Origin of the sequence: Streptomyces sp. NPDC059524 (assembly GCF_042749255.1) — a bacterium.
Taxonomy (GTDB): domain Bacteria; phylum Actinomycetota; class Actinomycetes; order Streptomycetales; family Streptomycetaceae; genus Streptomyces; species Streptomyces xanthii.
Genome location: NZ_JBHYTK010000056.1, coordinates 15,484 through 36,611, shown reverse-complemented (window position 1 = coordinate 36,611; position 21,128 = coordinate 15,484). Strand labels below are relative to the sequence as shown.

General features: G+C 71.5%; 18 protein-coding genes. 12 read left to right on the top strand and 6 right to left on the bottom strand.

From position 1 onward, the window contains the following. The 3 genes from ACFW9D_RS17935 to ACFW9D_RS17925 all read left to right on the top strand — a co-directional run. A partial coding sequence (locus tag ACFW9D_RS17935) for an MFS transporter (RefSeq protein WP_384623022.1) occupies positions 1-1,308 on the top strand: 1,308 nt, incomplete at its 5' end. Further along, entirely contained in the window at positions 1,305-2,381 is a 1,077-nt protein-coding gene (locus ACFW9D_RS17930; RefSeq protein WP_384623020.1) for a TolB family protein, read from the top strand. The genes ACFW9D_RS17935 and ACFW9D_RS17930, both read left to right, overlap by 4 nt. Before the next feature lie 3 nt (positions 2,382-2,384). Beyond that, entirely contained in the window at positions 2,385-2,807 is a 423-nt protein-coding gene (locus tag ACFW9D_RS17925; RefSeq protein WP_188339285.1) for a VOC family protein, read from the top strand. 27 nt (positions 2,808-2,834) lie between these two features. Here ACFW9D_RS17925 and ACFW9D_RS17920 read toward each other — a convergent pair whose 3' ends face one another. Both ACFW9D_RS17920 and ACFW9D_RS17915 read right to left on the bottom strand, forming a co-directional pair. Then, positions 2,835-3,188 (bottom strand): hypothetical protein, encoded by a 354-nt coding sequence (locus tag ACFW9D_RS17920; protein ID WP_384623019.1) that lies wholly within the window; start codon positions 3,186-3,188, stop codon positions 2,835-2,837. Between the two features lie 172 nt (positions 3,189-3,360). Further along, on the bottom strand, positions 3,361-4,722 hold the full coding sequence (locus ACFW9D_RS17915; RefSeq protein ID WP_188339280.1) for a glutamine synthetase family protein: 1,362 nt from the start codon (positions 4,720-4,722) through the stop codon (positions 3,361-3,363). 294 nt (positions 4,723-5,016) lie between these two features. On the opposite strand from ACFW9D_RS17915, the gene ACFW9D_RS17910 reads away from it, so the two are divergent. The 3 genes from ACFW9D_RS17910 to ACFW9D_RS17900 all read left to right on the top strand — a co-directional run bounded on the left by ACFW9D_RS17910 (position 5,017) and on the right by ACFW9D_RS17900 (position 8,468). After that, positions 5,017-5,706, top strand: coding sequence for a DUF3105 domain-containing protein (locus ACFW9D_RS17910; protein WP_384623017.1), 690 nt, complete (start codon positions 5,017-5,019; stop codon positions 5,704-5,706). Further along, positions 5,703-6,335: a DUF305 domain-containing protein gene (locus tag ACFW9D_RS17905; protein ID WP_384623015.1), complete on the top strand. Its 633-nt coding sequence runs from the start codon at positions 5,703-5,705 to the stop codon at positions 6,333-6,335. Before ACFW9D_RS17910 ends, ACFW9D_RS17905 begins: the two co-directional genes overlap by 4 nt. 183 nt (positions 6,336-6,518) lie before the next feature. After that, the gene (locus tag ACFW9D_RS17900; protein ID WP_384623013.1) at positions 6,519-8,468 is read left to right on the top strand and encodes a protease pro-enzyme activation domain-containing protein; all 1,950 of its coding nucleotides are present in this window, start codon (positions 6,519-6,521) and stop codon (positions 8,466-8,468) included. A 291-nt stretch (positions 8,469-8,759) separates the two neighbouring features. On the opposite strand, the gene ACFW9D_RS17895 is transcribed toward ACFW9D_RS17900, so the two are convergent. Further along, the gene (locus ACFW9D_RS17895) at positions 8,760-9,731 is read right to left on the bottom strand and encodes a hydroxyacid dehydrogenase (RefSeq protein ID WP_384623032.1); all 972 of its coding nucleotides are present in this window, start codon (positions 9,729-9,731) and stop codon (positions 8,760-8,762) included. Between the two features lie 378 nt (positions 9,732-10,109). Between ACFW9D_RS17895 and ACFW9D_RS17890 the strand changes: the two genes are divergently transcribed. The 4 genes from ACFW9D_RS17890 (at position 10,110) to ACFW9D_RS17875 (ending at position 14,754) form a co-directional block, all read left to right on the top strand. Continuing rightward, positions 10,110-10,964 carry a sugar ABC transporter permease gene (locus tag ACFW9D_RS17890; protein ID WP_188339277.1) on the top strand — a complete coding sequence of 285 codons (855 nt, stop codon included), beginning with the start codon at positions 10,110-10,112 and terminating at the stop codon, positions 10,962-10,964. A gap of 35 nt (positions 10,965-10,999) precedes the next feature. Further along, positions 11,000-11,863, top strand: a complete 864-nt coding sequence (locus tag ACFW9D_RS17885) for a carbohydrate ABC transporter permease (RefSeq protein WP_188341596.1) — start codon at positions 11,000-11,002, stop codon at positions 11,861-11,863. 78 nt (positions 11,864-11,941) lie between these two features. Next, positions 11,942-13,594: a sugar ABC transporter substrate-binding protein gene (locus ACFW9D_RS17880; RefSeq protein WP_188339276.1), complete on the top strand. Its 1,653-nt coding sequence runs from the start codon at positions 11,942-11,944 to the stop codon at positions 13,592-13,594. 89 nt (positions 13,595-13,683) lie between these two features. Further along, complete coding sequence (locus ACFW9D_RS17875) at positions 13,684-14,754, top strand: LacI family DNA-binding transcriptional regulator (protein WP_188339275.1); 1,071 nt, start codon at positions 13,684-13,686, stop codon at positions 14,752-14,754. A 1-nt stretch (position 14,755) separates the two neighbouring features. Here ACFW9D_RS17875 and ACFW9D_RS17870 read toward each other — a convergent pair whose 3' ends face one another. Further along, positions 14,756-16,222: an APC family permease gene (locus ACFW9D_RS17870; protein WP_188339274.1), complete on the bottom strand. Its 1,467-nt coding sequence runs from the start codon at positions 16,220-16,222 to the stop codon at positions 14,756-14,758. Positions 16,223-16,292: 70 nt separating this feature from the next. Here ACFW9D_RS17870 and ACFW9D_RS17865 point away from each other — a divergent pair, with 70 nt between their 5' ends. Together ACFW9D_RS17865 and ACFW9D_RS17860 are read left to right on the top strand one after the other, a co-directional pair. Further along, positions 16,293-16,733: a DUF6153 family protein gene (locus ACFW9D_RS17865; protein ID WP_384623011.1), complete on the top strand. Its 441-nt coding sequence runs from the start codon at positions 16,293-16,295 to the stop codon at positions 16,731-16,733. Positions 16,734-16,892: 159 nt separating this feature from the next. Continuing rightward, positions 16,893-18,554 (top strand): multicopper oxidase family protein, encoded by a 1,662-nt coding sequence (locus tag ACFW9D_RS17860; protein WP_384623009.1) that lies wholly within the window; start codon positions 16,893-16,895, stop codon positions 18,552-18,554. Positions 18,555-18,660: 106 nt separating this feature from the next. Here the strand turns inward: ACFW9D_RS17860 and ACFW9D_RS17855 are convergent, their stop codons facing one another. Further along, on the bottom strand, positions 18,661-19,908 hold the full coding sequence (locus ACFW9D_RS17855) for an MFS transporter (protein ID WP_384623007.1): 1,248 nt from the start codon (positions 19,906-19,908) through the stop codon (positions 18,661-18,663). 102 nt (positions 19,909-20,010) lie between these two features. Continuing rightward, positions 20,011-21,027, bottom strand: a complete 1,017-nt coding sequence (locus ACFW9D_RS17850; RefSeq protein WP_188339270.1) for an endonuclease/exonuclease/phosphatase family protein — start codon at positions 21,025-21,027, stop codon at positions 20,011-20,013. Positions 21,028-21,128: the final 101 nt, after the last annotated feature.

Here is a 21,128-nt window from a genome sequence, read left to right as displayed (position 1 = left end):
CCCGCGGCTCTCCCCCTCTTTCTCTTCTGCCCGGCCCCCCGCCCCCCGCCCGCGGCCCGGCCGGCGGGGGGGCCCCCCCCCCCCCGCGCGGGGGGGGGGGGGCGGCGCGCCGTGGGCCCGACCGTGCTCGCCCTCGGCACGGTCAGTCTGATCACGGACGTCTCGTCGGAGATGGTGACGGCGGTGCTGCCGCTGTACCTGGTGGCGGGCCTCGGCCTGAGCCCCCTCGGCTTCGGCCTCCTCGACGGCGTCTACAACGGCTTCTCGGCCGTGGTGCGCCTGCTCGGCGGGCACGTCGCCGACCGGGGCGGCGGCCGGCACAAGACCGTCGCCGTCATCGGCTACGGCCTCTCGGCCCTGTGCAAGCCCCTGCTCCTCGTCGCCGGTTCACTGCCGGCGATCGGCGCGGTGCTCGCCGCCGACCGCACCGGCAAGGGCCTGCGCACGGCGCCCCGCGACGCCCTCATCTCCCTGTCCAGCGAACCGGCCGCGCGGGGACGGGCGTTCGGCGTGCACCGGGCCATGGACACGGCGGGCGCCCTGCTCGGGCCGCTGGCCGCCTTCCTCATCCTGCGGGCGACCGTCGACGGCTACGACGCGGTCTTCACGGTGAGCTTCTGCGTGGCCGTGCTCGGCGTGGTCGTCCTGGTCCTGTTCGTGCCGGGCCGGACGCGCTCCGACCCGGCCCCGCCTCCTCCCGCACCGGCCGAGCCGCGCCCCGCCGACCGCCCGCGCCTACGCCTGCCGACGACCGTCGTCCGCCCCACCGTCTGCGCGGCCCTGCTCGGCCTCGCCACGGTCAGCGACGCCTTCGTCTACCTCGTCCTGCAACGCCAACTCGGCGTGCCGGAACGCTGGTTCGCCCTCCTCCCCCTCGGCACGGCGGCCGCGTTCCTGCTGCTCGCCGCGCCGCTGGGCCGGCTGGCCGACCGGGTCGGCGCCTGGCCGGTGTTCCTCGCCGGGCACGGCGCCCTGCTCGCGGTCTACGGCCTCCTACTGACCCACGCGCACAGCCCCGCGCTGCCCTACGCGGTGCTCCTGCTCCACGGCACGTTCTACGCGGCGACCGACGGCGTCCTGATGGCGGCCGCCCCCACCGGGCTGCCCGCCGACCGCCGCTCGACCGGCCTCGCCGTCGTCCAGACGGGCCAGGCCCTCGCCCGCTTCGCCTGCTCCCTCGGATTCGGGGCGCTGTGGACGGCGTGGGGCGACCGGAGCGCGCTGGCGGTGGCCGCGGTGCTCCTGGCGGCCGCGGCCACGGTCTCGTACATCCTCCGCCCCCGCACGAAAGCGACGGCCTCCGCATGACGTCCCGTACGACGGGTGGGCCCCAGGCAGACCCGTCTCCCCGCCTGATCAGCACCCGCGCCCGCCTCACGGTCCTGGTCGCCACGGTGCTCGCGCTCGCCGCCGTCGCGACGGCCGCCGTGCTGCACGCCTCGGCGCGCGCCGAACGCAGGGACCAGGCCCGGCCCGGCGGCCCCGCGGTGACCTCAGGCCAGGTCGCGCTGACCCCGGGCGGCCGGCGCCTCGTGTTCCGCAACATGGCCTGGGGACCGCACCGCGACGAGCTCGCCACGGTCCCGGCCGGGGCGCCGGGCGGCCCCCGCACCTCCACCTCGACGGGCCGCAAGTGTCTGCGCTTCTACGCGAGCGCGGGCACCGGGATCTGCCTCCAGGCCGTCCACGGCACCCTCGCCGACACCTACCGGGCGACCGTCCTGGACGCCCGCCTCCACGAGAAGGCGCACTACCCGGTCCCCGGCGTCCCCTCCCGCGCCCGGGTATCGCCGAGCGGCCGGTACGCGGCGTGGACGGCGTTCGTCGGCGGTGACAGCTACGCGGGGACGAACTTCTCGACGCGGGCCGCGATCCTCGACACCGCCACCGGGAAACTCACCCCGACCCTGGAGACGTACGCGATCGTCAAGGACGGCAAGCCGTACCGGGCGGCGGACGCGAACTTCTGGGGTGTCACGTTCGACCGCGACGACCGCCACTTCTACGCGACGCTGGCCACGCACGGGGCCACGTACCTGGTCCGCGGCGACCTGCGCCGCCGCACGGTCACCACGCTCCACCGCAACGTCGAGTGCCCGTCCCTGTCCCCCGACGGCACGCGCGTCGCCTACAAGAAGAGGGTCCCCGGCCTCCCCGCCGACGCCCCGTGGCGCCTGTACGTCCTGGACCTGTCCACGGGCCGCGAGACCCCGCTCGCCGAGACGCGCAGCGTGGACGACCAGGCGGTCTGGAGCGACACCGCCCACGTCACGTACGCGCTCCCCGGCGACTACGGCGCCGACCTCTACTCCGTACCGGCCGACGGCTCGGGCACTCCGCGCCGTCTCGCCACGGCCGCGGTCTCCCCGGCCTACCTTTGAACCATGGAGATGACCCTCGAAGTGATCCCGCTGCCCGTCTCGGACCTCGACCGGGCAAAGGCCTTCTACGTCGACAAGGTCGGCTTCCGCTGCGACGTCGACCGCGAACTGATGCCGGGCAGCCGCATCGTCCAGCTCACCCCGCCCGGCTCGGGCTGCTCGATCGTCCTCAGCGAGAACGTTCCGATCCCGACCGGCACCCCGGCCCCCGGCACGTACCACGGCCTGCAACTCGTGGTGACCGACATCAAGGCCGCCCGCGAGGAACTCCTCGCCCGCGGCCTGGACGTCTCGGAGCCCGTCCAGTTCGGCCCGTCCGACGGCGGCACGTTCATGCACTTCACGGACCCGGACGGAAACGGCTGGGCGATCCAGGAGTACCGCCACAGGGAAACGGTGCCCCTGCGGGACGCGCTCCGGCCCTGACACCACGCCGCACTCGGACCACCGGCGTCAGCCGAACCGGTGGACGACCTGGATCTCGCCCACGATGTGGGCGTTGAACTCGTCCAACTCCTCGGCCGGGACCCAGAGTTCGAGGATCGTCCGGCCTCCGGCCTGCTGGACGGGGTACCGGGTCAGGAACTCCGAGTCGACCTCGAACCGGGTGACGAAGCCGGCGCCGTCGTGCTTCACGTTCCAGTCGCGGGCGATCCGGATCGCGTAGTCCTCGTTCAGGACCGGGTAGAAGATCGGCTGCTCGGGCAGCCGGGGCGGCCAGGCACGCCAGTTCAGCTCCCGCACCAGGTCCAGCTCCACGGGTCCGGTGGGACGCCACAACGTCGTCGTCGCTTGCCGGGTCGTCATGGGTATCGCTCTCCGAACGTGGGCTGCCGCCGGGAGGGCGGATCGGGACCGGACGATACCGGGCACCGCCGGCCCACAGACGGCCCAGCACCCGACGCATGCCTCGGGGCCGCCGGTCACCCACCGACGGCCCCGAGGCATCGTCACGGCATAAAACCGCCCTGACCTGCGCTTACAGCACCGGCAGATTCTTTCGCAGCTCGAACGCGGTGACCTCGCTGCGGTACTCCTCCCACTCCTGCTTCTTGTTGCGGAGGAAGAAGTCGTAGACGTGTTCGCCGAGGGTTTCGGCCACCAGTTCCGAGCGCTCCATGAGGGCGATCGCCTCGCCGAGGTTCTGCGGGAGGGGTTCGATGCCGAGGGCGCGGCGTTCGGCGTCGCGCAGGGCCCAGACGTCGTCGTCGGCGCCGGGCGGGAGTTCGTAGCCCTCCTCGATGCCCTTGAGGCCGGCGGCGAGGAGGACCGCGTAGGCGAGGTAGGGGTTGCAGCCGGAGTCGAGGGAGCGGACCTCGACGCGGGCCGAGCCGGTCTTGCCGGGCTTGTACATGGGGACGCGGATGAGTGCGGAGCGGTTGTTGTGGCCCCAGCAGATGTAGGACGGGGCCTCGCCGCCGGCACCCGCCGTGCGCTCGGAGCCGCCCCAGATGCGCTTGTAGGAGTTGACCCACTGGTTGGTGACCGCGGAGATCTCGGCCGCGTGGCGCAGCAGGCCCGCGATGAAGGAGCGGCCGACCTTGGAGAGCTGGTACTCGGCGCCGGACTCGTAGAACGCGTTGCGGTCGCCCTCGAAGAGGGAGAGGTGGGTGTGCATGCCGGAGCCGGGGTATTCGGAGAACGGCTTGGGCATGAAGGTCGCGTTCACGCCCTGTTCGAGGGCGACCTGCTTCATGACCAGGCGGAAGGTCATGATGTTGTCGGCGGTGGAGAGGGCGTCGGCGTAGCGCAGGTCGATCTCCTGCTGGCCGGGGGCGCCCTCGTGGTGGCTGAACTCGACCGAGATGCCCATCGACTCGAGCATGGTGATGGCCTGGCGGCGGAAGTCCATGCCCACGTTCTGCGGGGTGTGGTCGAAGTAGCCGGAGTTGTCGGCGGGCGTGGGGCGCGAGCCGTCCAGCGGCTTGTGCTTGAGCAGGAAGAACTCGATCTCGGGGTGGGTGTAGAAGGTGAAGCCGAGGTCGGAGGTCTTGGCGAGGGCGCGCTTGAGGACGTAGCGCGGGTCGGCGAAGGACGGGGAGCCGTCGGGCATGAGGATGTCGCAGAACATGCGGGCCGTGCCGGGGGCCTCCGCGCGCCAGGGCAGGACCTGGAAGGTGGAGGGGTCCGGCTTGGCGATCATGTCGGACTCGTAGACGCGGGCGAAGCCCTCGATGGCAGAGCCGTCGAAGCCGATTCCCTCGTCGAATGCCTGTTCAAGCTCGGCGGGGGCCACGGCCACCGACTTGAGGAAGCCGAGCACGTCCGTGAACCACAGGCGTACGAACCGGATGTCGCGCTCCTCGAGAGTACGGAGCACGAATTCCTGCTGCTTGTCCATCTTCCGCTTCCACCCATCCTTGCTGGTCAGGCCGCCTGCTCCAACGCCGTCGAAAGGCCTGCTTCCATCCCACCACACGCCCGTTTCGTGCGCGTTGCCGACCATGATCGTCCCTGATCGGCCGGTGTGGTTCTCATAGTGCCTGCCGGTCCCCTTCCGGCCATAGTGCCTGCCGCCGTACAGCCCCACGACAGGGGGCCCGCACCTGGGCCAAAAGCCGTCTCCCGCGGCCCCTGTTTCCCCACTACGATCGGCGGACCCGTCCGTCTCATCCTTTTCACAGAAGGACTCTGCATGGGTTCCGCCAAGAGCACGACCCCTCTGTCCGCCCGGGACCGCATCGAGGAGATGCGGCGTGCCGAGCGGGCCCGCGAGCGGCGCCGCCGGATCTCGGTCGTCGTCGCGAGCACGGCCGTCGTGGCCGCCCTGATAGGAGCGGGCGCCTGGGCCGTGAGCAAGGGCGGCGACGACGACGCGTCGGCGTCGAAGGCAGGCGCGAAGACCGACGCGAAGGGCGCGGCCGCCGCCGGGCACTTCAGCTACGACAAGGACGGCGTCGGCACCTGGAGCGGCAAGCTCGCCCGCAACCACGTGGCCAAGAAGGTCACGTACCCGATGGAGCCGCCGGTCGGCGGGGACCACAACCAGGTGTGGATGAACTGCAACGGCGACGTCTACGGCAAGGCGATCCCGAACGAGAACGCGGTGCACGCCCTGGAGCACGGCGCGGTCTGGGTCACGTACAACGGCAAGGCCTCCGACGCCGACGTCGCCGCGCTGGAGAAGAAGGTGAAGGCGACCCCGTACTCGCTGATGAGCCCGGTCGAGGACCAGAAGGATCCGATCATGCTCAGTGCCTGGGGGCACCAGCGGACGGTGAAGAGCGCCGCGGACCCGGCGCTCGGCGCGTTCTTCGAGCGGTTCGTGCAGGGGCGGCAGACGCCCGAGCCGGGCGCGGCGTGCACGGGTGGTCTGAGCGGGTGACGAGCGCGACCAGGTGGCTGGTCCCGGCCGCGGCGGCGGTGCTCGTCGCGGCCGGCGCGGTCACGTACGCGGTGGCCGACGGGGACCACCCGCCGGCCCCGGCCTCGGTGGCGGCGCCGGGCGCGGACTCCGCGGACGCGGGCTTCGCCCGGGACATGGCCGTGCACCATCAGCAGGCCGTCGAGATGTCGTACATCGTGCGCGACGGGACGCGCGACGAGGACGTGCGGCGGCTCGCCTACGACATCGCGCAGACGCAGGCGAACCAGCGCGGGATGCTGCTCGGCTGGCTCGATCTGTGGGAGCTGCCCAAGGTGTCCGCCGATCCGCCGATGACGTGGATGGGGATGGGGGACGCACCGGCCGGCGAGGACGGGGCGCTGATGCCGGGGATGGCGACGAACACGCAGCTGGAGGCGTTGCGCGGGAAGCGCGGCCGGGACGCCGAGGTCGGCTATCTGCGGCTGATGATCGCCCACCACAAGGGCGGGGTGCACATGGCCGAGGGCTGTGTGAAGCGGTGCGAGGTGAAGGCCGAACGGCGCCTGGCGCGCGGCATGGTGGAGTCGCAGCAGTCGGAGATCGACCTGATGACGGGGATGCTGAAGGGGCGCGGCGCCCGGCCGTAGCCCGGCGCGTCCGGATCGGTCAGGGCGTGCCAAAACGGCGTCAAACCGACTCGCCCTGACCGTACTTGACCCGACTTGACGCCAACTTGATCGTTCCATTCCCCTCACGTGAACGGTTGGTGGTGAGAGTGGGGGCCCTCTGCGTGTGCATCACATGTGCACCTCACCCAGGGGGTTTCCACGATGAGATCCATCCGCGGCACTCGCCGCACCCGCGCCAGAGCAGGCCTGAGCATCGCGGCGACGCTGCCGCTGCTGGCCAGCGCCCTCGCCCTCGCCACCCCGGCCGCGCAGGCCGACACGGGTGCCCGGGACACGCTCTCGGGCACCAAGCCGCTGTGGGCCACCGGCTCCGCCGACCGCGGTGCCACCCCGGACGGCAACACGGTCCACACCCGCGTCTACCTCGCTGGACGCGACGCGAAGGGCCTGGCCGCGTACGCGCGCGCCGTGTCCGACCCGAAGTCGCGGCAGTACGGCAAGTACCTGACGGCGAAGCAGGCGCGCGACCGGTTCGGCGCGACGAAGCAGCAGGTCGCCGAGGTCACCGCGTGGCTGAAGGCCGCGGGCCTGACCGTCACCGGCACCACGGAGCACTACATATCCGTGTCGGGTGACGTGGCCGCGACCGAGAAGGCGTTCAACACCCAGCTGCACGACTTCGCCAAGAGCGGTCACACCTACCGGGCCCCGTCCAGGGCCGCCTCCGTGCCCGCCTCCCTCGACGGCGCCGTGCTCACGGTCACCGGCCTGGACAGCGCCCCGCACAAGGCGACGAAGAAGGACCAGCTGCCGCCGCCGGACGCCGTGTTCCGCAACTCCGGGCCGTTCTCCTCGTACTACGGCTCGAAGATCGCGACGACGCTCCCGGACGCGTACGGCGGCAAGGTGCCCTACGCGATCAAGGGGTACACGGGCAAGCAGTTGCGCGCCGCCTACGGCGCCGGCAAGGCCACCGGCAAGGGGGTGCGGGTCGCGATCACCGACGCGTACGCCTCGCCGACCATCGCGAAGGACGCGGCCGAGTACGCGGCCAAGCACGGTGACGCGCCGTACGCGAAGGGCCAGTTCAACCAGGTCCTGCCGAAGAACTACACGAAGACCGAGGAGTGCGGCGCGGCCGGCTGGTACGGCGAGGAGACCCTCGACGTCGAGGCCGTGCACGCGGTGGCGCCGCAGGCGGGCATCACGTACGTGGGCGCCTCGTCCTGCTACGACGACGACCTGCTCGACTCGCTGCACAAGATCGTCGACAAGCACCTGGCCGACATCGTCTCCAACTCCTGGGGCGACATCGAGGCCAACCAGACGCCCGAACTGGCCACCGCCTACGACCAGGTGTTCCAGCTCGGCGCCGTCGAGGGCATCGGCTTCTACTTCTCGTCCGGCGACAACGGCGACAACGTCGCGTCGACCGGCACGAAGCAGGTCGACACGCCCGCCAACTCGGCCTGGGTGACCGCCGTCGGCGGTACCTCGCTGGCCGTCGGCAAGGGCGACGCGTACCAGTGGGAGACCGGCTGGGGCACGCTCAAGGCCAACCTCTCGGCCGACGGCAAGAGCTGGACCGACTTCCCCGGCGCGTACACCTCCGGTGCGGGCGGCGGCACCAGCAAGACCGTCCCGCAGCCCTTCTACCAGAAGGGTGTCGTGCCGGGTGACCTCGCGCGCGCCAACGGCGGCCTGAACCGCGTCGTGCCGGACATCGCCGCGGTCGCCGACCCCAACACCGGCTTCCTGGTGGGCCAGACGCAGACCCTGCCCGACGGTTCGCTCGGCTACGACGAGTACCGCATCGGCGGGACGTCGCTCGCGGCGCCGGTGATCGCGGGCGTGCAGGCGCTGGCGCAGCAGGTGCGCGGCGGGCACGCGATCGGGTTCGCGAACCCGGTGATCTACGGCCACTACGGGTCGCGGGTCTACCACGACGTCACCGACCAGCCGGTGAAGGGCGACCTCGCGGTGGCGCGGGTCGACTTCGCGAACGGGGCCGATGCGGCTGACGGGCTGCTCACCTCGGTTCGCAGCCTCGGTAAGGACGCGTCCCTGAAGGCGGTCCGCGGCTACGACGACGTGACGGGTGTCGGTTCGCCGGCCTCGGGTTACGTGTCGTCCTACGGCCGCCGCGGCTGAGGCTTACGCGCCGACGCCAGCATCTGCCCAGCCCCCATCGGTCGCGACCACCGGCCGGTGGGGGCTGGTCGCGCCCCGCGGCGGAGCCGCTGATGGACACGGCCCCGCGCCCCTGAAATGCAGACCCTTCGGGTCGCATTTCTCCGATCGAGGCGCGGGACGCCTGTGGTCGGGGGAAGGCGCGGCGAAGCCGCATGCCTTCCAGGGGCGCGGGGAACTGCGCGACCAGCCACGACGAGACCCGCACCCGCCCGGCAAGGGCACCCCGCAGACGAAGAGGCGAGGCCCGCCTCAGGCGACCCGCGCCATGTCCCCCCGCCCCGTACCGCCCCGCAGTTCAAGCCCCGAGACGACCCGCTCGACCTCCTCCACGGCGAACACCCCGAGCCGCCGCACCTCGCTCCCCTGCGCCCCCGCCACATGCGGAGTGACCAGCACGTTCGGCAGGGTCAGCAGCGGATGCCCGGAGGGCAGGGGCTCGGGCCACGTGACGTCGAGGTAGGCCGACAGCCGCCCGGCGGAACACTCCACGGCCAGCGCCTCGTTGTCGACCAGCGCGCCCCGCGCCGTGTTGATCACGGTCCCCCCGTCCGGCACGAGCGCCAGCATCTCCGCGCTCAGCATGCCCCGCGTCTCGGGCAGCAGCGGCGCGTGCACGCTGACGATCGTGCTGCGCCGGCACAGCTCGGCGAGCGAGACCCGCTCGGCCCCGAGCCGCGCCGCCTCCCCCGCGTCGACGTACGGGTCGCACAGCAGCACCCGGTACCCCGCGTCGTCCGCCCGCAGTCCCTCGATGACCCGGCGTCCGATGCGGGAGGCGCCGATGATGCCGACGGTGCGCCCGTCGGCCCCGTCCCGTTCGGTGAAGCCCGGCCAGGCCGTCGCGTACGCCGCGGCCGTGGCCAGCGCCCCCTTCGCCGCGAAGGTGATCGCGGCGAGCGTGTAGGCCACGACGGGCCCGGCGTTGGCGTCGGCCGCCGAGGACACCAGCAGCCCGCGCTCCCAGACGGCGTCCGTGACGATGGGCCGTACGGAACCGGCCGCGTGGATCACCGCTTTCAGGCGCGGAGCCGTGTCGAGCACCTCCCGGGTGAGCGGCGGGCAGTCCCAGCCGGTGACCAGGATCTCCGCCTCGGCGAGGGCCGCGACCGCCTCGGGCGCGTCGAGCGGCCCGGTCAGCGGCGGGGCCGCCAACCGCACGCTGCGGTCGAGCCGTTCGCGCAGGTCGGGCGGGAAGACCCGCTCCACCACCTGGGCACCCATGGCCAGTGCCGCGGTCGGTCGGTGTGCCGTCACGCGCTCCTACCTCTCGTCGCAAGGATCTCGCACGAGGTCGCGCGTTTGTCGCGGCGAACCTCTGTAACCGGTTACAGCAGTGCCTCAGATGGCCGGGCACGGGATGACAGTACGGTCAATACTTCCCTGCGCCAAGGGGGTTGACCGGCCGTAGTAACCGTTTTAGATTCCGCCTCACCTTGTTCGAACGACGGAGGGGTTCCCGTGCCCACGGTGGCGAAGGAAAGGCCCGAAGCCGGGGTGGCTGACTCTCCCGGCGGGCCGGAAACCGGCACAAATGCCGTCACAGCCCGGCGAGACAGCAGGTGGAAACGTTTTCGGAGCAGTCGCACGCTCCTGCTGCTCATGGTGCCGGGCGTCGCGTACTTCCTGGTCTTCCACTACGGCGCCTTCGTCGGGAACGTCGTGGCGTTCAAGGAGTACGACCCGTTCGCCGGCCTGTGGGGCAGCCCCTGGGTCGGGTTCGGGAACTTCAGCCGGATGTTCGGCGACCCCGACTTCTGGCACGCGACGTGGAACACGCTCTACATCGCCGTGCTCCAGCTGGTGTTCTACTTCCCGGTGCCGCTCGCGATCGCGCTGCTGCTGCACAGCCTGACCTCGGATCTGCTGCGCCGCTTCGTGCAGTCCGTCGTCTACCTGCCGCACTTCCTGTCGTGGGTGATCGTCGTCGCCCTGTTCCAGCAGGTCCTGTCGGACACCGGCCTGCTCAACAGCTTCCTGGGCGACAGCGGCCTGCACACCGTCGACATCATCGGCAACCCGGACGCGTACCGGCCGCTGGTGGTCGCCGAGGTGATCTGGAAGGACGCCGGCTGGGGCACGATCATCTTCCTGGCCGCCCTGATGCAGGTCGACGAGCAGCAGTACGAGGCCGCCGCGATCGACGGGGCCGGGCCCTGGCGCCGCTTCTGGCACGTGACGCTGCCGTCGATCCGGCCGATCGTGGTGCTGCTGCTGATCATGCGGCTCGGCGACATCCTCTCCGTCGGCTTCGAGCAGATGCTGCTGCAGCGTCCGTCGGTGGGCCCGGAGGTCGGCGAGGTGCTCGACACCTTCGTCTACTGGCAGGGCATCATCGGCGGCGACATCGGCTACGCCACGGCGGCCGGCCTCTTCAAGGGCCTGGTCGGCGCCCTCCTCGTCTTCGTCGCCAACCGCATCGCGCACCAGCTCGGCGAGCAGGGGGTCTACAAGTGAGCAGCACGTCCACCCGAGTCGACCGTCCGGCCTGGATGGAGAAGCCCAAGCCGGTCACCAAGGCGGCCAAGGGCGTGGCCGTCCTGGTCCTCCTGGCCCTGGTCCTGGTCCCGTTCCTGGTGATCATCTCGACGTCGCTGGCCTCCAACAAGGAGGTCGTGGCGAACGGCGGCTGGGTCCTGTGGCCCACCGATCCCACCCTGCGCGCCTACGAGCAGATCCTCAGCGGCGGCATCGTGACGAAGGCGCTCGGGGTGAGCGTCGGGATCACCGCGATCGGTACGTTCGTGTCGCTGGCCTGCACCGCGTGCCTCGCGTACGCGCTGAGCCGGCCCGGCGTCTTCGGCGGCAAGCCCGTCCTGCTGGTCGTCCTGTTCACGTTCCTCTTCCCGCCCGGCATGATCCCGGCGTTCCTGCTGGTCAAGGGCCTGGGCATGCAGAACATGTACGCCGCCCTGATCGCGCCCGTGCTGATCAACGTGTTCAACCTCGTCGTCCTGCGCGGCTTCTTCCAGGGCATCCCGGAGGAGCTGTACGAGGCGGCCCGGCTGGACGGTGCGGGCGACTGGACGGTGTTCTGGCGGATCGTGCTCCCGCTGTCGAAGGCGGCGCTCGCGGTGGTCGGCCTGTTCTACGCGGTCAGCTACTGGAACGCCTGGTTCCACGCCTCGATCTACCTGGAGTCCGACCACTGGCCGCTCTCCCAGGTGCTGCGCACGTACGTGATCGGCGGCGCGCAGATCGCCGACACCGGGCTGAGCGAGGCCGGCATGGTCTCCGCCCCGCAGACGACGCAGATGGCCGTCCTGGTGATCGCCACCGTGCCGATCCTGATCGTCTACCCCTTCCTGCAGAAGTACTTCACCAAGGGCGTGCTCACCGGCGCCATCAAGAGCTGAGCAGGTCAAGCACCAAAGAGCTGAGCAACCCCCCGCACTTCTCTGTCTCGACCTCCTTGATCCGAAGGGTCCTTCACCATGTCCGCGAACCTCTCCCGCCGCACCCTGCTGCGCTCCATCGCGATCGGCGGCGCCGCGCTCGCCGCCCCCTCCGTGCTCACCGCCTGTTCCTCCGACGGCAGCGGCGGCGGTGGCTCCGTCTCCAACGCGGGCAAGAAGGCGGCCGCCTGGCCCACGTACACCCCGGCCAAGGGCGCCACGCCCGACCTCGCGCCGACCGCCGAGGGCGTGCAGGCCGGCTACACGAAGTACCCGGCCGAGCTGGTGAAGGCGATCGCCGAGAAGCCGGGCACCGGCAAGGAGAAGATCAAGGTCCTCACCATCACGTACGGCACCCCGCCGAAGCCGGCCGCGCAGAACAAGTACTGGGCGGCGGTCAACAAGGCGCTGGGCGTCGACGTCGAGTTCACGATCGTGCCGGACGCCGACTTCCGGGCCAAGATGGCGACCCTGTTCGCCGGGGACGACATCCCCGACATCATCAACATCGGCGGCGGCTACGTGCTCCCGCGCGAGGCCCAGTTCGTGAAGACGCGCTGCGCCGACCTCACCGAGTACCTGTCCGGCGACGCGGTCAAGGACTACCCGAACCTCGCGGGCATCCCGACGTACGCCTGGGAGGGCATGGGCCGGATCTCGGGCCGGATCTACGGCGTCCCGGTGGAGCGGCCCAAGCCGCAGGACACGATGTTCTTCAACAACGGGGTCTTCACGAAGGCCGGCTACAAGCCCGGCATGTCGGCGGACGACTTCGCGGCCCTCGCCAAGGACACGACGGGCGCCAAGAAGTGGGCGCTGGGCTCGTCGACGACGGCGTACTTCGGCTACAAGACGCACGCCAACTGGTTCGGCGCGCCCAACGAGTTCGCCCTCCAGGACGGCAAGATGGTGCACTGGGGCGCCACCGACGAGTTCAAGGCGATGCTGGAGTACCTCTCCAAGCTGCGCAAGGACGGCTCGTACTACCCGGAGGCCACCTCGGTCTCGCAGGTCGACCTCAAGACCCAGTTCTGGAACGGCTCCGTGCTGTCCATGACGGACGGCTTCCTCGCCTACCCGGCCGCCGCGCAGGGCATCAAGAACTCCTTCGACCTCGACGCGCTCGTCCCGTACACCGCGCCGGGCGCGACGCCCAAGTACCAGCAGAGCCGCGGCATCTTCGGCTACACGGTCATCAAGAAGGCGTCCAAGGACCGCATCAAGCTGATCCTGCGCGTCCTCGACTTCCTGGCCGCCCCGTTCGGCTCCGAGGAGTACGAGCTGACCCACTTCGGCCTGGAGGGCACGCACTTCGAGCGCGACAAGGACAACAACCCGATCGCCAACAAGCTGGGCCTGGTCGAGTCGAAGACGAACGTCCCGTTCATGTACCTCTCCGATGCCCCGCAGGTGCTCTACGCTCCCGGCTTCGGGGACGTCGTGAAGCGGCTGCACGCGTGGCAGCAGAAGGTCGTCCCGATGATGCAGCCCAACGCCCGCTGGGGCCTTCAGTCCGACACGTACAACAAGCAGGGCGCGGCGCTCCAGCAGCTGATGGACGACAGCGTCACCGCCGTCGTCACCGGCCGCAAGAAGGTCTCGGACTGGGACGCCCTGTACGGGAAGTGGGAGGCGCAGGGCGGCAAGAAGGTCATCGGCGAGTTCACCACGGAGTACGCCGCGGCCCACTGAACCGGGCCGGCCGGGTCACCGGCACACGCGATGATGGTGCGGGGCGCGCGGGACGGCGCGCCCCGCACCGCTGGACCGAGGGAGTCAGAGTGGGCGAGCGCGGCGAGACCGAGGCGACGGGCCGGGTCACCATCCGCGACGTGGCGGCACGCGCGGGAGTGTCGGTGGCCACGGTGTCACGCGTTCTCGCGGGCAACTATCCGACGTCCGCGGCGTCCCGGGCGAAGGTGCTGCGGGCGGCCAAGGACCTGGACTACGTGGCGAACGCGCACGCCCGCGCGCTGGCCGGTGCGGGCCGCAAGACGATCGCGGTGCTCCTGCTCGACGTCGTGAGCTCCTACTACGCGGCGGTCGCGCAGGGCGTCGAGAAGGAGGCGGCGCAGCACGACCGGCTGACCCTCGTCGCGTCGACGGGCGCCGACCCGGCCCGGGAGCTGGCCCTGGTGCAGATGATGCGTGAGCAGACGGCCGAGGCGGTCGTGCTGGTCGGCGGTGTGGTCGAGGACGCGGCGTACCGGGAGCGGATGGCGCAGTACGCGCAGTCGCTGGCGGCGGCCGGTTCCCGGCTCGTGCTGTGCGGCCGCCCGGCGCCCGCGCCGGACGTGCCCGCGGTCGTGGTGGAGTACGACAACGAGGCGGGCGCCCACGCCGTGACCAGCCATCTGCTGGGCGCGGGGCACCGGAAGATCGCGATGATCGGCTACCAGCCGGGCAACACGACGGGTGAGGACCGTGTGCGCGGCTATCTGCGCGCGCTCGCGGACCACGGCGTGCCGCGCTCCGACGCGGTGCTGCACGGGGTCGGCTTCGGCCAGCACAACGGCGACCGGGCGATGCGCGACCTGCTCGACCGGTGCGACGGGAAGCCGGAGTTCACGGCGGTGTTCGCGGGCGACGACCGGGTGGCCCTGGCCGCGGTGAAGGTCCTGCACGCGTACGGGCTGCGGGTGCCCGAGGACATCTCGGTGGTGGGGTACAACGACGACCCGGTCGCCGCCGACATGACGCCGGGCCTGACGACGGTGCACATCCCGGGTGAGGAGCTGGGCCGCACGGCGGTCCGGCTCGCGCTCGGCGACACCGGCCGCTCGCAGCAGCGGCGCCAGCTCCTCGGCACGCACATCGTGATCCGGGACAGCGTGCGGCCCGTCACTCCGTAGGTCAGGCGGCCGGGTCGACGGGCCCGGCCGGGTCGCGGTGGTCGGGGTGGATCCAGCTCGGCTTGCGGAACTTGAGGAACGCGGCGGGCGCGGCAATGCCGAGCAGCAGCAGTCCGCCGCCGACGACCAGCAGATAGCGCCACAGCGGCCCGGTGTCGTACTGGTCCGGGGGCACGAACCCGATGACGAGGGCGAGCACGGACGCGACGAAGCCGACGCCCGCGACGATCGTGACGGCGGGCACGACGAAGCCGCGCGGCACGTCGGGGCGGGTGCGGCGCAGCACGACGACGGCCACGAACATCAGCAGGTAGGCGACCAGGTAGATCTGGATCGTGATGACGGAGAACATCCAGTACTGGCTGGAGACGCTGTCGCTGAAGGCGTAGAGGACGCCGATGAGGGTGGTCAGGACGCCCTGGGCGACCATCACGTTCTGCGGCACGCCGTACTTGTTGAACTTCTGCAGGAACGGCGGCAGGTAGCCCTCCTGGCGGGAGAGCAGGACCAGGCCCTTGGCCGGTCCGGACAGCCAGGTGAGCATGCCGCCGAGCGCCGCGCACACGAGCATGACGCCGACGACCTTCGTCATCCAGCCCACGTGGAAGTGGTCGAAGAACGCCTGGAAGGCCTGCATCAGACCGGCGGTGAGGCTGAGCTCCTTGGCCGGCATGACCCAGCTGATGGCCAGGGCCGGAAGGATGAAGATCAGCAGCACGAGCCCGGTGGCCAGGAAGATCGACTTCGGGTACTCGCCGCGCGGGTCGCGCAGGGACGACACGTGGACGCCGTTCATCTCCATGCCCGCGTAGGAGAGGAAGTTGTTGACGATGAGGACCAGGCTGGCGAGGCCGGTCCACGGGGGCAGCCAGTGGTCGGCGGTCATCGGGGCGGCGGACGGGTTGCCCTGGCCGAGGAAGACGATGCCGAGGGCGACGAGCACGACGCCCGGGACCAGGGTGCCCACGATGAGGCCGAACGAGGAGAGCCCGGCGACCGTCTTCGTGCCGCGCGAGCTGACCCAGACTCCGGTCCAGTAGATGACGACGATGACGATCGCCACGTAGAGGCCGTTCTCGGCGAGGCTCGGGTGGATGACGTACGCGAACGTGGAGGCCACGTAGGCGAGCAGGCTCGGGTAGTAGGCGATCGTCATGGCGAACTGGCACCACACCGCGACGAAGCCGAGCGGTTTGCCGAGCGCCTCGCTGACCCAGCGGTAGATGCCGCCCGTCCAGCCGGAGGCCAGCTCGGCGCCCACGAGGGCGGTGGGGAGCAGGAAGACGATCGCCGGGAGCAGGTAGAGGAAGATCGCCGCGAGGCCGTAGATGGCCATGGTGGGCGAGGGGCGCAGGCTCGCCACGGAGGCCGTGGTCATGAGGCCGAGCGTCACCCAGGAGATGAACTGGCGGCGGGTCCCGTCGTCACCGACTTCCGCGGCTTGCTCCGGTTTGTCCGTTGTCGTCATGGGGTCATGATCAGCGGCGGAGGGGGAGCCCGCATGTCGCCCGATACCGGGTGGGGGTAAGGTGCGAGCCATGACGGGGACGACGACCAGGGGCCGCACCGGCCGCGGACGGCTGCTGCTGTTCGTGGCGCTGCTCTTCGGGATCGTCGGGATGCACACGCTGGGGCATCCGTCCGGCCATTCGGGGTCGGGACACATGACGGCCTCGTCGGCCGCGGCTTCGGCTTCCGTGCCGCGACCGGATCACTCGGGCGGGGCGATGGCAGGCCCGCACGCCGGGTCCGCGACGAGCGCCGGGCAGCCGATGCCCGGTGACGGCGGCATGGATCCGCTGGGCGTGTGCCTGGCCGTGCTCGGTTCGGTGACGCTGCTGTTGCTGACGGCTCTGGTGCTGCGGCCACTGACCGCGCGCCACCTGCTTCCGCGTCCGCGCGGCATGGCCTGCGCCCAGCGCCCGAACCCTCCCCCGCCGCGCACCCTGCTCGCCCGGTTGTCGGTTCTGCGGATCTAGGCCTGCGCACCGGCTGCTTCGCGCTGCCCGCAACCCGATCGGTCCCCGTCCGCAGGACGGTGGGAACCTGATCGGGTCGAGTGGTGTATCAGAAGCAGCAGATGAGTTCGCCCACTGCACGCAGCACGTACGACACCGACATCGAGGTGCAACTCACCTATGCGCACGACACGTTCACTCCCCGGCTCCCCGACCGCATCGACCAGCCGCCGCACTCTTCTCGGCGCCTCCCTCGCCGTGGCCGGCACGGGGCTGCTGGGCGCCTGCTCCTCCGGCACCGGGTCCGGCTCCGGGCACGGTGGCCACGGCGCGGGCGGCTCCGCGCCCCAGGGCTACGTCGACCCGGCGGGCCCCGAGGTCGAGGCGGCGGAGCGCAGGCGCGGCTCCGGACCGGTCCGCTCCGTCCGCCTGACCGCCGCCGCGACCTCTCTCGAACTGGGCGACAGGACCGTCAAGTCGTGGTCGTACGGGGGTGATCTGCCCGGCAAAGAGGTCCGCGTGACCGCCGGCGACACCCTCGCCCTGACCCTGGCGAACCATCTCCCCGAAGCGACTTCCCTGCACTGGCACGGCCTGGCGCTGCGCAACGACATGGACGGCGTCCCCGGCCTGACGCAGAAGCCGATCGCGCCCGGCGCCGACTTCACGTACCGCTTCGCGGTCACGCACCCCGGCACGTACTGGTTCCACCCCCATTCCGGCACCCAGCAGGACCGTGGGCTGTACGCGCCGCTGATCGTGGACGACCCCAAGGAGCCCCTGTCGTACGACAAGGAGTGGGTGATCGTCCTGGACGACTGGGTCGACGGCGTGGACGGCTCGACCCCGGACGCGGTGCTGAAGGAGCTCAGCTCCGGCATGGACCACGGGGGCGGTTCCGGCGGCTCGGGCGGCTCGGGCGGCGGCCACTCCGGGCACGACATGTCGGGGATGAGCGGCACCGACGCGTCCCCGAGCAAGGGCGCGGGCACGGGTGCCGGCACCGGCCCGTCCCGGATGATGATGGGCGCCACGAGCGAGCTGCTCGGCGGGGACGCGGGCGACGTGGCCTACCCGCACTACCTGATCAACGGGCGGACGCCCGAGGCCCCGTCCTCGTTCAAGGCCCGCCCGGGCGACCGCATCCGGCTCCGGATCATCAACGCGGGCGGGGACACGGCGTTCCGGGTCGCGCTCGGCGGGCACGAGATGACGGTGACGCACACGGACGGTTTCCCGGTGCGGCCCGCGAAGACGGACGCGCTGCTGCTCGGCATGGGCGAGCGGTACGACGTGCTGGTCACCGCGGGCGACGGGGTGTTCCCGCTGACGGCACTGGCCGAGGGCAAGAAGCGGACGGCGATGGCGGTCCTGCGCACGGGGTCCGGGGCGGCCCCCTCCCCCACGTCACGCCCCGCGGAGCTGAACGGCAAGCTGGTCACGGCGGACCGGCTGCGCCCGGCGGAGTCGGTGGCCCTGCCGTCCGCCGAGCCGGACCGCACGCTCTCCCTCACCCTGACGGGCAGCATGGAGAAGTACGACTGGGCCTTCGACGGCAAGCCGTACACGTCGGACCAGCGCCATCCGGTCGGCGCGGGCGAGCGGGTCCGCCTGGTGTTCCGCAACCACACGAAGATGTGGCACCCGGTCCATCTCCACGGCCACACCTTCGCTCTGAGCGGCGGGGCGGCGGGCGCCCGCAAGGACACGGCGATCGTCCGCCCGGGCGAAACGGTGACGACCGACTTCGAGGCGGACAACCCCGGCCTGTGGATGGTCCACTGCCACAACATCTACCACTCGGAGGCGGGCATGATGACGGTCCTCGGCTACCGGGCCTAGGGCCCCGGCCGGCGGTCCCTGGGACGCCGCCCGGAGGGTGTGCGCCCCAGGGGCTCCGCCCCGGTCCTGGCCCTGGTCCCGGTCCCAGGTCCCCGGCCCCCGCTCCTCAGTCCCCCGAGGGGCTCGATGTGGCGGAGCCCGCCTCGACCGGAACGCGCCCGACGACGACCCGCCCGGCCGGACCGGCGACCACCGCGCCGGAAACCGCGCGGCGCCGGTCGACAAGGAGCGCGACCCCGGCGACGCCCAGTCCGAGGACGGCGAGGACGGCCCCGGCCGGCGCCGGGGAGGTGACGCCGAGGCCCGCGCTGAGGGCGAGCCCGCCGATGAACGCCCCGCCCGCGTTGGCGAGGTTGAACGCGGCCTGGTTGGCCGACGAGGCCAGCGAAGGCGCCGCGGCGGCCTTCTCCATCACCATGAGCTGCAGAGGAGACCCGGTGACGAACGCCGCCGTCCCGAGCAGCAGCACGGCGACGGCCGCGCTCCACTGCGCCCGCATCAGCACGGGGAACAGCGCGAGCACGACCACGAGCGAGGCCAGCCCGCCGAACAGGGTGCCGCGCAGATGGTGGTCGGCGAGCCGCCCCCCGAGCAGGTTCCCGACGGTCGCCCCCACGCCGAACAGTGCGAGCAGCAGCGTCACGCTCCCCGCGGCGTACCCGGCGGCGTCGGTGAGCATGGGCGTGATGTAGCTGTACGCGGCGAACAGGGCGCCGAATCCGGCCACGGTCGTGCCGAGCGCGAGCCACACGGGCAGGGACTTGAGGGCCCGCAGTTCACCGCGTACGCCGACGAGTTCGCCGTGTCCGTGGTCCGCGGGCACGAGCAGTGCGAGGGCGGCGATGGCGAGGAGCCCGATGGCGCTGACGGCGAGGAACGTGGCGCGCCAGCCGAGGTGCTGGCCCATCGCGGTGGCGACGGGGACGCCGATGACGTTGGCGACGGTGAGGCCGAGGAACATCAGCGAGACGGATCGGGCCTTGCGCTCGGGCGCCACGAGCGAGGTGGCGACGACGGCGCCGACGCCGAAGAAGGCGCCGTGCGGGAGGCCGCTGACGAAACGGGCGAGGAGAAGGGAGTGTTCGCCGGGGGCGGCGGCCGAGACGGCGTTGCCGACGACGAAGAGGACCATGAGCCCGATGAGGACGCGGCGCCGCGGCATGCGCGCGGTGAGGGCGGCGAGCAGCGGGGCGCCGATGACGACGCCGAGGGCGTACGCGGAGACGAGGTGTCCGGCGGAGGGGATGGATATGCCGAGGTCGGCCGCGACGTCGGGGAGCAGTCCCATCATCACGAACTCGGTCGTGCCGATGCCGAAGGCGCCCACGGCGAGCGCGAGCAGGGCGAGGGGCATGGAGGATCTTCCGGGGAGGGGCGGGCGGTGAGCAGAACTATTAAGTTTACGCCCTGAACAAATATTCCCTCGCCGCGTCAGCGCATGTCCTCCGTCACCGCGTCAGAGCTTGACGCGGGCCGCGATCGGCAGGTGGTCGCTCCCGGTGGCGGGCAGGGACCAGGAGGAGACCGGCTCGATGTCCCTGACCATGATCTGGTCGATGCGGGCCATCGGGAACGAGGCGGGCCAGCTGAAGCCGAAGCCGCTGCCCGCGGCGCCCTGGGTGGAGCGCATCTGGGAGGTGACGGCGTTCAGGGCGCGGTCGTTCATCGTGCCGTTGAGGTCGCCGAGGAGCACGACCTTGCCGAGCTGCTCGTGGGCGATGGCGGCGCCGAGCGCGTCGGCGCTCTCGTCGCGCTGGCTGGCGGTGAACCCGGAGTCGAGCTTGACCCGGACCGAGGGCATGTGGGCCACGTAGACGGCGATGTCGCCCTGCGGCGTGGCTACGGTCGAGCGCATGGCGCGGGTCCAGCCGAGCTTGATGTCGACGGGCCGGGTGGCGCTGAGCGGGTACTTGCTCCACAGGCCGACGGTGCCCTGGACGGAGTGGAAGGGGTAGGTCGCCGCGAGGGCCTTCTCGTAGACGGGGACGTCCTCGGCGGTCAGTTCCTCGAGGGCGAGGACCTGGGCGCCGGAGGCGGCGACGTCTCGGGCGGTGCGGGTGGGGTCGGGGTTGTCGGCGTTCACGTTGTGGGTGGCGACGGTCAGGTCGCCGCCGCCGGACTGCTTGTCGCTGAGCAGGAGACCGCCGAAGAGGTTGAACCAGGCGATCACGGGGACGAGGACCGCGATCACGGCGGTCGCCGAGCGGCGGACGAGTCCGAGGATCAGCAGCACCGGGACGAAGAGGCCGAACCAGGGCAGGAAGGTCTCGGTCAACGAGCCGAGGTTTCCGATGGTGTTGGGGATCTGCGCGTGCAGCAGCATGACGAGGCCGAGCAGGACCGCGAGCACCGCGAGGACGATGCCGCGCCGCCAGTAGCCGCGGTCCTCGCGCAGCCGGACTCCCAGGCGTCGGAGCCGGGATCCGCTGCGCTCGGATTCCTGGGCGTCTGAGCTGTAGTACGCCTGCGCCATGCCGTCGTCGCCTCACTGCCTGCCGTGCCCGCCGTCCCCGCCCGAAGCACCCTAGGCGATGACGACGGCTCGCTGTTCCGTCACACCCCCGTGGGACGGGG

What these genes read in the sequence shown, in the direction of transcription:
- ACFW9D_RS17870 (WP_188339274.1), bottom strand. Translation starts at nt 16,222, where the DNA reads ATGACGACAACGGACAAACCGGAGCAAGCCGCGGAAGTCGGTGACGAC.
- ACFW9D_RS17890 (WP_188339277.1), top strand. Translation starts at nt 10,110, where the DNA reads ATGGTGCCGGGCGTCGCGTACTTCCTGGTCTTCCACTACGGCGCCTTC.
- ACFW9D_RS17915 (WP_188339280.1), bottom strand. Translation starts at nt 4,722, where the DNA reads ATGGACAAGCAGCAGGAATTCGTGCTCCGTACTCTCGAGGAGCGCGAC.
- ACFW9D_RS17930 (WP_384623020.1), top strand. Translation starts at nt 1,305, where the DNA reads ATGACGTCCCGTACGACGGGTGGGCCCCAGGCAGACCCGTCTCCCCGC.
- ACFW9D_RS17880 (WP_188339276.1), top strand. Translation starts at nt 11,942, where the DNA reads ATGTCCGCGAACCTCTCCCGCCGCACCCTGCTGCGCTCCATCGCGATC.
- ACFW9D_RS17850 (WP_188339270.1), bottom strand. Translation starts at nt 21,027, where the DNA reads ATGGCGCAGGCGTACTACAGCTCAGACGCCCAGGAATCCGAGCGCAGC.
- ACFW9D_RS17895 (WP_384623032.1), bottom strand. Translation starts at nt 9,731, where the DNA reads ATGGGTGCCCAGGTGGTGGAGCGGGTCTTCCCGCCCGACCTGCGCGAA.
- ACFW9D_RS17855 (WP_384623007.1), bottom strand. Translation starts at nt 19,908, where the DNA reads ATGCCCCTCGCCCTGCTCGCGCTCGCCGTGGGCGCCTTCGGCATCGGC.
- ACFW9D_RS17900 (WP_384623013.1), top strand. Translation starts at nt 6,519, where the DNA reads ATGAGATCCATCCGCGGCACTCGCCGCACCCGCGCCAGAGCAGGCCTG.
- ACFW9D_RS17860 (WP_384623009.1), top strand. Translation starts at nt 16,893, where the DNA reads ATGCGCACGACACGTTCACTCCCCGGCTCCCCGACCGCATCGACCAGC.
- ACFW9D_RS17925 (WP_188339285.1), top strand. Translation starts at nt 2,385, where the DNA reads ATGGAGATGACCCTCGAAGTGATCCCGCTGCCCGTCTCGGACCTCGAC.
- ACFW9D_RS17920 (WP_384623019.1), bottom strand. Translation starts at nt 3,188, where the DNA reads ATGACGACCCGGCAAGCGACGACGACGTTGTGGCGTCCCACCGGACCC.
- ACFW9D_RS17910 (WP_384623017.1), top strand. Translation starts at nt 5,017, where the DNA reads ATGGGTTCCGCCAAGAGCACGACCCCTCTGTCCGCCCGGGACCGCATC.
- ACFW9D_RS17865 (WP_384623011.1), top strand. Translation starts at nt 16,293, where the DNA reads ATGACGGGGACGACGACCAGGGGCCGCACCGGCCGCGGACGGCTGCTG.
- ACFW9D_RS17885 (WP_188341596.1), top strand. Translation starts at nt 11,000, where the DNA reads ATGGAGAAGCCCAAGCCGGTCACCAAGGCGGCCAAGGGCGTGGCCGTC.